General features: G+C 64.0%; 9 protein-coding genes and 1 pseudogene. 7 read left to right on the top strand and 3 right to left on the bottom strand.

The features are described from left to right. From E5W70_RS16400 to E5W70_RS16375, 6 genes are all read left to right on the top strand, one after another. Positions 1-821 (top strand): LysR substrate-binding domain-containing protein (locus E5W70_RS16400; protein ID WP_292659761.1); only part of this gene is annotated, 821 nt, incomplete at its 5' end. A gap of 125 nt (positions 822-946) precedes the next feature. Continuing rightward, positions 947-2041 carry an ABC transporter ATP-binding protein gene (locus tag E5W70_RS16395; protein ID WP_292659760.1) on the top strand — a complete coding sequence of 365 codons (1095 nt, stop codon included), beginning with the start codon at positions 947-949 and terminating at the stop codon, positions 2039-2041. A 67-nt stretch (positions 2042-2108) separates the two neighbouring features. Continuing rightward, positions 2109-3224 (top strand): ABC transporter substrate-binding protein, encoded by a 1116-nt coding sequence (locus E5W70_RS16390; protein WP_292659759.1) that lies wholly within the window; start codon positions 2109-2111, stop codon positions 3222-3224. A 17-nt stretch (positions 3225-3241) separates the two neighbouring features. After that, on the top strand, positions 3242-4075 hold the full coding sequence (locus E5W70_RS16385) for an ABC transporter permease (protein ID WP_292659757.1): 834 nt from the start codon (positions 3242-3244) through the stop codon (positions 4073-4075). 4 nt (positions 4076-4079) lie between these two features. Beyond that, a complete protein-coding gene (locus E5W70_RS16380) occupies positions 4080-4886 on the top strand; it encodes an ABC transporter permease (protein WP_292659756.1) in 807 nt (268 codons plus the stop codon). 89 nt (positions 4887-4975) lie between these two features. Next, entirely contained in the window at positions 4976-5263 is a 288-nt protein-coding gene (locus E5W70_RS16375; protein ID WP_292659754.1) for a DUF982 domain-containing protein, read from the top strand. A gap of 41 nt (positions 5264-5304) precedes the next feature. Here E5W70_RS16375 and E5W70_RS16370 read toward each other — a convergent pair whose 3' ends face one another. The 3 genes from E5W70_RS16370 to E5W70_RS16360 form a co-directional block, all read right to left on the bottom strand. Further along, on the bottom strand, positions 5305-5613 hold the full coding sequence (locus E5W70_RS16370) for a HigA family addiction module antitoxin (protein WP_292659752.1): 309 nt from the start codon (positions 5611-5613) through the stop codon (positions 5305-5307). A 106-nt stretch (positions 5614-5719) separates the two neighbouring features. After that, complete coding sequence (locus E5W70_RS16365; RefSeq protein ID WP_292659750.1) at positions 5720-6787, bottom strand: glycosyltransferase; 1068 nt, start codon at positions 6785-6787, stop codon at positions 5720-5722. A 463-nt stretch (positions 6788-7250) separates the two neighbouring features. Continuing rightward, positions 7251-8582, bottom strand: a complete 1332-nt coding sequence (locus tag E5W70_RS16360) for a dicarboxylate/amino acid:cation symporter (RefSeq protein ID WP_292659748.1) — start codon at positions 8580-8582, stop codon at positions 7251-7253. 236 nt (positions 8583-8818) lie between these two features. Here E5W70_RS16360 and E5W70_RS16355 point away from each other — a divergent pair. Next, positions 8819-9192: pseudogene (locus E5W70_RS16355) on the top strand (two-component sensor histidine kinase); the annotation flags it as partial.

Below are 9192 nucleotides of genomic sequence, written 5' to 3'. Positions count from 1 at the left end.
GCGCCGCCGACGAACTGCATCTGACCCGAAGCGCCGTCAGTCATCAATTGCGCCTGCTCGAACGCGATCTCGGTTTCGACCTGCTCGAGCGCATCGGCAAGGGCGTGGCGCTGACGCCGCGCGGCCAGCGCTATGCCAGCGATGTGCGCAAGGCGCTGACGGTGTTGGGTGACGCGGTGACGCGCCATGCCGGCACCGGCGTCGGCGGCTCGTTCAGTGTCAGCTGCACGCCGGGTTTCGCCTCGCTGTTCCTGTGCACCCATATCGGCGAGTTCCGGCAGATGTATCCCGATGTCGCGCTCCGCATCCTGACGCCGCGCCGTCTCGATGACGTCAGCAATGCCGAGGCCGACGCCTTCATCGCCTTTGGCGTCGGCAATTGGCCGAACCGCGCGGTCGAGCTGTTGTGCGAAATCTCGTTCACGCCGCTGTGCAGCCCCACCCTGCTCAACAAGATCGGCGGCTTCTCCAAGCCGGCAGACGTGCTGCGCGCCAATCTCCTGCATCTCGGTGACACCGAGGACTGGGCGCGCTGGCTGGCGCTGTCCAAGGTCGAGAACCCCGACCCGGAAGGCGGCATCTTCTTTTCCGACATGAACCTGGTCTTTTCGGCGGCGATCGCCGGCCAGGGCATCGCCATGGGCGACGAGCTGACCAGCGGCCGGGCATTGAGCGAAGGCCGGCTGGTCCGCCCCTTCGACATAGCGATCAACTCCCCGCGCTCGTATTTTCTGGTTTCCGAGCACGCCAAGGCGGCGCATCCGGTGCTGGAGGCGTTTGGGCGGTGGCTAAGGTCGAAGCTGTCGGAGAACCAGCGTTAATCTCCCCCTCCAGGGGGGAGATTGGCACCATAGATGAATCAAATTTGCCGATCAGGCGAAAACTATTCGGTTGCGGTGAGCCGCCGCCCTGCCTACGATTTCGCCTACGCTAAGGAAAGGGCAGGATGCAGCAACCCGGCCGGGCCGCAGAGATCAAGGCAATCGGGATCGGCAAGAGCTTCGGCTCGTTCCGTGCGCTGGACGATCTGACGCTCGATATCGGCCGTGGCGAGTTCCTCACCCTGCTCGGCCCCTCCGGTTCCGGCAAGACCACCTTCCTGATGATCCTTGCCGGCTTCATTCAGCCGACCGACGGTCGCCTTTACAGCGACGGCGTCGACATCACCGAGCGGCCGGCCGAGCAGCGCGCCGCCGGCATGGTGTTCCAGGGCTATGCGCTGTTCCCGCATATGAGCGTCGAGGCCAACATCGCCTTCCCGCTCAAGGTGCGCAAGAAATCGTCGGCCGAGATCAAGCGCCGCGTCGGCGAAATGATCGAGCGCGTCGGGCTCAAGGGCCACGAAAAGAAACTGCCGTCGCAATTGTCCGGCGGCCAGCAGCAGCGGGTCGCGCTGGCGCGGGCGCTGGTGTTCGAGCCGGGCGTGCTTTTGCTCGACGAGCCGTTTTCGGCGCTCGACAAGGGCCTGCGCGGCCAGATGCAGGCCGAGATGAAGCGGCTGCACCAGGAGACCGGCACCACCTTCGTCTTCGTCACCCATGACCAGAGCGAGGCGCTGGCTTTGTCGTCGCGCGTCGCCATCTTCAACCATGGCAAATTGCTGCAGGTCGGCGCGCCGGACGAGGTCTACGACCGGCCGGACAACCGCTTCGTCGCCGAGTTCCTGGGCGAGATCAACATGCTGCCGCTGAAGGGCGTGCGCCCGGCCGACAATGGCTCGACGGGGGTCTGCGAAGACCGCGCGATCAGCATGCGCTGCAAGGCCGAGAAGGTCCGGGGCGACGCCATCCTGGCTATCCGGCCCGAATACATGTCGATCGCGCCGGAAGCGGCAGTAGGCGAGAACGGCATCGCCGCAACTGCCGTCGCCTCGACTTATCTCGGTGCTGCGACGCGGCTCGATCTGACGACGCGCCAAGGCGCCAAGGTGACGGTGTCGGTGCCGAACGAGGTCGCCGCCTCTGCGCTCAGCAAGGGCAATTCCGTCTGGCTGACCTGGCCGGCGGAAAAGGGTTTCCTCCTTCCGGACGGAGGACAATGACGATCGGCGAGGCGAATTCGCCAAGCTGACTTTCAGGAAATACCAACGACAAAAAAGGGGAACTGACATGACAAACCAAACCAAGAAAAATTCCATCGAGGCGCTGTCCGCCAGGGCAGTGCGCGGCGAGATTTCGCGCCGGCAGTTCACGCAGCTGGCCGCACTGGTGCTGGCCGGCACGCCGATGCTGCTGCGCTCGACCGGCGCCTTTGCCGCGGCAAAGGAACTGGTGCTGGTCAACTGGGGCGGCGACGCCATCACCGCCTATGATGCGGCTTACGGCCAGGCCTTCACCAAGGAGACCGGCATTGTCGTCAAGATGGACGGCTCCGGCCCGACCGAAGGTGCGATCGCAGCGCAGTTCAAGAGCGGCGCGCCGACCTGGGACCTGGTCGACGTCGATCCGTTCTCGGCCATCACGCTCGGCGCCCAAGGCATGCTCGAGCCGATCGATTATGCGATCGTCGACAAGAAGAAGATGCGCGAGGGCTTCGGCTGGGAATACGCCGCCTCGACCTATTTCTTCTCCTACGTCATCGCCTACGATGCCGAGAAATACGGCAGCCAGGCACCGACCGGCATGGCCGATTTCTTCGACGTGGCAAAATTCCCCGGCAAGCGCTCGCTCTACAAATGGGGCGTGTCGAGCTGGGAAGCGGCACTGCTTGCAGACGGCATCGCGCCGGCCTCGCTCTACCCGCTCGACCTCAAGCGCGCGCATGACAAGATCGCCGCCTTCAAGGAGAACGTCGTCGCCTATTGGGGTGGCGGCGCCGAAAGCCAGAGCGTGCTGCTCAATGGCGAGGCCTCGATGGCGATCGTCTGGTCGACTCGGGCTTCGCTGATCGAGCAGGATTCCGGCGGCAAGATCAAGTTCATCTGGGACCAGGGCCTGATCTCGCCCGGCGCGCTCGCCGTGCTTAAGGGCAATCCCGGCGGCAAGGACGCGGCGATGAAGTTCATCGCCAGCACCCAGGACCCGGAGAAGGAACTCATCATGTTCGAAAAGCTCGGCCAGGGTCCGGCCAACCCGGCCGCCGACGCGCTAATCCCCGCCGACAAGAAGCGCATCAACCCCGTCGATCCCGAGAACATGAAAAAGCAGATCCCGCTCGACATGGATTGGTACGCCAAGAACTACGGGGCGGCGCTCGACGAATACACGAAGATCATCTCCGCCTGACAAGCCGGGATAGCCGGATGAGAGCATACCTCTCCGACAGGATGGGCGCGGCGCTGTTGATGGCGCCGCTGCTCCTCTTTCTTGTGCTGGCCTATGCCTGGCCATTCCTTGGCGTGGTCAAATGGAGTTTTACGCTGCCCACGCCGGGGCTGGGGCAGTACAATGCGCTGCTCACGGATCAGTTGGTGCAGTCGGTCTTCATCCGCACGCTGCGCATCGCGGCGATCGTGACGATCGTTTCGGTTGCCGCCGCCTACGCCATCACCGTTGTCTGGGTGCGCGGCACGCCGGTGCAGCGCGTCGTGGCTGAGTTCTGCATCCTGGTGCCGTTCTGGATCTCGGTGCTGACGCGCGCCTTCGGCTGGGTGGCGCTTTTGTCCAATCGCGGCCTGATCAACACCTGGCTGCAGGCGGTCGGCTTCATCTCGGAGCCGCTGGCGCTGGTGCGCAACGAGTTCGGCGTTATCGTCGGCATGACGCATTTCCTCATCCCCTTCGCCGTGTTTCCGCTGGCCTCTTCGATGCGCAGCCTCGATGACCGTGTGCTGCTGGCGGCGCGCGGCCTCGGCTCCAGCCGCATGCGCACCTTCTGGTCGGTGTTCGTGCCGATGACCCGCTCCGGCATCATCGGCTCGGCGCTGATCGTTTTCGTCTTTTCCCTCGGCTTCTTCGTCACGCCGGCGATCCTCGGCGGCGGCCGCAGCGTGATGATCGCCGAGCTGATCTATCTCCGCATCTTCCAGAGCCCGGACTGGGGCCTGGGCGCTGCGATCAGCGTGGTGCTGGTGCTGTTCGTCGGCGCGCTGATGGCGCTGCTGTTCCGCTATGTCAGACCGAAGCAATTGGTGTAGCGCGATGCCGACCTATCGCCCCGGTCCCGTCTCGCTGGTCCTCGCCGCCCTGGTCGCGCTGTTCCTGTTGCTGCCGCTGCTCGCCGTTATTCCGGTGTCGCTGACGCCGAGCCGCATGCTGGCGATGCCGTCCGGCGAATTGTCGCTGCGCCATTACCGGGCGCTGATCGAGGATCCGCGCTGGATCAATTCGATCCTGCTCTCGATCAGGATCGGCGTCGTCAGCAGCGCCTTTTCCACGGTGCTGGCGCTGTGCTTCAGCCTCGGCGTCTGGATGTTCCAGCCGCGCTTCACCGCCGCTCTCGTCGGCTTCGTGCTGCTGCCGATGGTGGTGCCGCCGGTGGTCTCGGCAATCACGCTCTACTTCCTGCTGACCTCGATCTCGGGCTTCTCGTCGTTCTTCGGCTATGACACCTGGCTCGGTGTCGCCATGGCACATGCGGTGATGACGGTGCCCTTCGCCACGGTGCTGATCCTGGTGTCGCTCAGCCAGCTCGACCGCCGCATCGATCTTGCCGCCCGCGGCCTCGGCGCCACCGTGTGGGAGCGCGCCACCCGCATCATCATGCCCAACATCAAGTTCGGCATCGTCACCGCGGCGTTGTTGTCCTTCGTGCTGTCCTGGGAAGAGATCGGCGTCACCCTGTTCATCACCTCGGTCAACGCCATCACGCTGCCGCGCTTGATGTGGATGGGCCTGCGCGACAACATCGACCCGGCGATCGCCGCACTTTCGGTGATCCTGATCGTCATCACAGTGCTGGTGCTTGTGGCGCGCGGCGTCGTGGTCAGGCTGCGCGCGGCGCAGTGAGGGCCGCCTCACGCCGTGGTGACTGGCGCGAATGAAACCTTGCGCTACGATTTTCGTTATAGGTAGTTCAACACGTCGAAGGCTTCGCCATGAACCAAGGATGGTTTTCCAAGCCGGTTGCGGTTGCGGTCGGCATCGTGGGAGATATCCGCAACATTTCCAACGCACGGCAGGCTGTCGAATTGCTGGAAGCCCACTGGCGTGACGCTGGCAGCGCCAAACACGGCTTGGCACTGCGCACATGCCGCCGCGCCATGAGCGACGACCGCTGGACCGAAGCCGCCAGGGATGCGTTCGTCGAGGCCGCGCGAGAGGCGCATGTCCTGGTCGAGCGAGCCGTCGAACCGGAGGGCCGATCCCGGCAGCACGGGCCGTGATCGATTTGTGAGCCTCGGTGTTTGGCGGATTTTATTGCATCTCAGGCAGCATGGAGCCTTGGAATGGCGCTGACGTCGACCTCGCGCTCCGCGTGCCACGCATCGTAAGCGGCCTGCATCCTGAGCCAGATCGCGGCGCCGTCGCCGAATATCTTTCCAAGACGCGCCGCGACGGCCGGCGACACCGGCTTCTTTTCGCGGATAATATCGTAGAGCTGCTGGCGCGAGATTCCGAGCAGATTGGCGATTTCCACCTTGGTCTTTCCGGTTGCCGGGATAATGTCGTCGAGCAGCGCCCCAGGGTGGGATGGGCAGCGCTCCATCGGACGCATGGGCTCGTAAGGGGTCATGGGCTGGTTGTCCTTTGGTTTGGATCACCATGTTCCACAATGGCATTGTTCGCAATCCAGCCGGGTTGCAGACCTGGCAGAATACCTGGCGGAGTCGCTTCGTAACCTACCCCATCGCGTGGCGGATTCTCTTGGACAGGCGGCTCAAAAATGCCGGCCTCGACGATGCGTCAAGCTTCCACGACAGCACGGCCGTGGCCATTTTCCGCGGCAACACCCCGACCGACAGGAACCAGGCGGCAAGGATGGCGCGCCGCCGCAGGGATGCGGTCATTTCGAGGCTGGCGACCGCGCCGGCCGCCCCGAGCGCCAGCCGGGAATCATCGGCCACCGGATGTCGGTCTCTGTCGGCGCAGAGCGACGCCAGCCGCTCCTCCAGGTGGACCGGATCGTGGCGGACAGCATCCGACGGCACGATGGTCAGGCCGATCCCGGAGGCCTGGTCCGACAGCGCCTGCATGCGGCGGAAATCGTGGGTTACCCGCCAGCGTGCCCGCTCGGCGAGTTTTTCACCGAAGACCGAATGGTTGGCGCCATGGATCCGGTAGGCGCCGAGGCATTCGTCGATCGACTGGACGTGCCCGTACATAGGCGCCAGCGTTGCAAGATAGCCGTCGGCGCCCTGGCGGAACTCCGGCTCCGGGATGGGCATGATCGATTCCAGCGTTGCGCGGTCGAACGCCAACCCGCTGGTCACGGTCGTCTGATAGCGGCCTTTGTGCAGCAGTTTCGGCATGACGTCGCCGCTGTCGAAAGGCAGTTCGGGTGGCGGAAAGACATCCTTGATGCGCTGTCCTTCGTCGACGATATGCAGTCTGGACTGGACCTGAGCGGTTGCCTCGTCCCAGGTGTCGACGATGGTTGAGACGGCGGTCGGATAGAGATAATCGTCGGCGTCGAGGAACAGGACGATCTTGCCCGAGCTCGCCGCAAAGCCGGTGTTGAAGGCCGCCGCGTGTCCGCCATTTTGCGCTCGCGGGCATGCGAGGATCTCGTCGCGATAGGATTCCATGATTGTCGTGGAATTGTCCTGCGATGCATCGTCGACGACGATGACTTCAACATCCGCGTAGTCCTGCTCGAGCGCGCTGTCGATGCTGCGTTTGAGGAACCGCGCATAGTTGTAGTTCGGGATGATGATGGATACCGGAATCCTGTTTTGGACAGACTGCATCGCGTTTGACCTCGCATCTTGCTTTGGTTCGGCAAAGGCCCTCATGGGCCCGCCCCCTTCAAGCGCCCCTCTTGGCGCGCGACGAGTTCCCCGGGGAAAAGCCTGCGCTTTCCAACAGGAGACGAGTCACGTTTCGCTTTGCGACTTCGTGTTGAGGCCGCCATTGCCTTCGAGGCTGCTGCCATGGTCAGGGTCGGCGGCAGCAAAGCTCCGACGATTTCGGCAAGATGAATCGCAACCGAGCCCGACGGAAATGTCTCGCCTCGCGATCAGGTCGGGAACGAAGCGGACGGGTGCCATGAAGGCATGGCGGATACTGACCTTCAAATGCGGCTGGAACAAGCCCCGCATCGAAAACAGGGCCACTTCAGGTTGCGTTTCAGGCGGCATGCCGCGACGGCCGGTGCTCTTGTCCCGGAGCCGGCGAACCGCCTCCGGGCCTTATAGTCATTGGCCTAAACAGTCAGGCGGCCTGCAAACCCGGCAGCGACAGGTCGACTTCCTCCGGCAAGTCGCCGGCCATGGCGGCGGCAAACTTCGTCTGGTCGAGTTCCCCCTCCCAGCGCGCCACCACCACTGTCGCCACGGCATTGCCGATGAAGTTGGTCAGCGCCCGGCACTCCGACATGAAGCGGTCGACGCCGAGGATCAGCGCCATGCCGGCGACCGGCACGGTGGGGACGACCGACAGCGTCGCCGCCAATGTGATGAAGCCGGCGCCGGTGATGCCGGCGGCACCCTTGGAGCTCAGCATGGCGACGGCGAGCAGCAGGATCTGGTCGCCGTAGGTGAGCGGCGTGTCGGTCGCCTGGGCGATGAACAGCGCCGCCAGCGTCATGTAGATGTTGGTGCCGTCTAGATTGAAGGAATAGCCGGTCGGGATGACCAGGCCGACCACCGAGCGGTTGCAGCCGGCGCGCTCCATCTTGGCCATGAGACCCGGCAGTGCCGCTTCCGAGGACGAGGTGCCGAGCACCAGCAGCAGCTCCTCCTTGATGTAGCGGATCAGCGCCAGGATCGAGAAGCCGTTGTAGCGGGCGACAGCGCCGAGCACTACCAGCACGAACAGCAGCGCGGTCAGGTAGAACGTGCCGATCAGCATGGCGAGGTTGGCGATCGAGCCGATGCCGTATTTGCCGATGGTGAAGGCCATGGCGCCAAACGCGCCGATCGGTGCGGCCTTCATCAGGATGGCGACGAGGCGGAAGATCGGCGTGGTCAGCGCCTGCAGGAAATCGACGACCGGACGGCCGCGATCGCCGACCAGCGCCAGGGCGACACCGAACAGCACCGAGAAGAACAGCACCTGCAAAATGTCGCCCTGCGCGAAAGCGCCGGTGATGGTATCGGGGATGATGTTCATCAGGAAGCCGACGATGGTTGTGTCGTGCGCCTTCTCGGCATAGGCCGTCACCTTGGTGGTATCGAGCGTGGCCGGATTGATGTGCATGCCGGCGCCGGGCTGGACGACATTGGAGACGACCAGGCCGACGACAAGCGCCAGCGTCGAGAACACCAGGAAATAGATCATCGCCTTGCCGGCGACGCGGCCGACCTTCTGCAAGTCGGAAACGCCGGCGATACCGGTCGCCACCGTCAGGAAGATCACCGGCGCGATCACCATCTTCACCAGCTTGATGAAGGCATCGCCGAACGGCTTCATCGCCTCGCCGGTTTCCGGATAGAAATGGCCGAGCAGCACGCCTGCGGCGATCGCCGCCAGCACCTGCACATAAAGATGCCGGTATAAGGGAAGTTTGCCGCGCGGCTCGGCGGCAGCGATTGCTGTCTGCATGACGTCCTCCATGGCGCCCCGATCGAAAGCTCGACTCCCCGGGGCAGTTGTTTTGACCAGCAGCCTCGCGACTGCTGAATTCGTGTTTGCAACAGCCGTGCCAGATACGCAGAAGACTTCTTCGTCATTGATTTTGTTGAGCATTCGCAAACGTCCGCACTGCCGGACGCATGGTCAAGTGCGACTCTCCGCATAGGTCGAATTGTGTTTTGTGCGAGTTCATGCACAAATGGGCGATGCTGCAACGCCCCGCCGGTGCCTTGTCTTCGACGCCCGAGCAACTCGCCAGGCGGGCGCGCCGAGCCTGGCTGCTGTTTGCGGCCGTCGCCCTGCTGATCGTCACGGCAGCGCTCTACGGCGCCGGCCTCTACGGCCGCAAGGCCGAGGTCGAGACCCTGGCGGCGCAGGGGCGTACCGACGCCAATCTGAAGGTTGCGCTGCTGCGCGCCGTGCTCGAAAGCCCGCGCGCCCTGCCCCTGCTTTTGTCCGCAGACCAGCAAGTGCGTGACGCGCTGTCGCAGAAAAATGCCGCGGCAATCGATGTGCTGAACCGCAAGCTCGAGGGGCTGGTCTCCGGCACCAAGGCGTCGGTACTCTATGTCATCGGCAC

The organism is Mesorhizobium sp. (assembly GCF_005063415.1).
In the GTDB taxonomy this organism is placed as follows: Bacteria; Pseudomonadota; Alphaproteobacteria; order Rhizobiales; family Rhizobiaceae; genus Mesorhizobium.
Note: the sequence above shows the minus strand (reverse complement) of the source record. Positions and strands in the feature narration are given on the sequence as shown.

Coding starts and splice junctions, on each gene's coding strand:
- E5W70_RS16380 (WP_292659756.1), top strand. CDS start 4,080: ATGCCGACCTATCGCCCCGGTCCCGTCTCGCTGGTCCTCGCCGCCCTG.
- E5W70_RS16360 (WP_292659748.1), bottom strand. CDS start 8,582: ATGCAGACAGCAATCGCTGCCGCCGAGCCGCGCGGCAAACTTCCCTTA.
- E5W70_RS16370 (WP_292659752.1), bottom strand. CDS start 5,613: ATGACCCCTTACGAGCCCATGCGTCCGATGGAGCGCTGCCCATCCCAC.
- E5W70_RS16390 (WP_292659759.1), top strand. CDS start 2,109: ATGACAAACCAAACCAAGAAAAATTCCATCGAGGCGCTGTCCGCCAGG.
- E5W70_RS16385 (WP_292659757.1), top strand. CDS start 3,242: ATGAGAGCATACCTCTCCGACAGGATGGGCGCGGCGCTGTTGATGGCG.
- E5W70_RS16375 (WP_292659754.1), top strand. CDS start 4,976: ATGAACCAAGGATGGTTTTCCAAGCCGGTTGCGGTTGCGGTCGGCATC.
- E5W70_RS16365 (WP_292659750.1), bottom strand. CDS start 6,787: ATGCAGTCTGTCCAAAACAGGATTCCGGTATCCATCATCATCCCGAAC.
- E5W70_RS16395 (WP_292659760.1), top strand. CDS start 947: ATGCAGCAACCCGGCCGGGCCGCAGAGATCAAGGCAATCGGGATCGGC.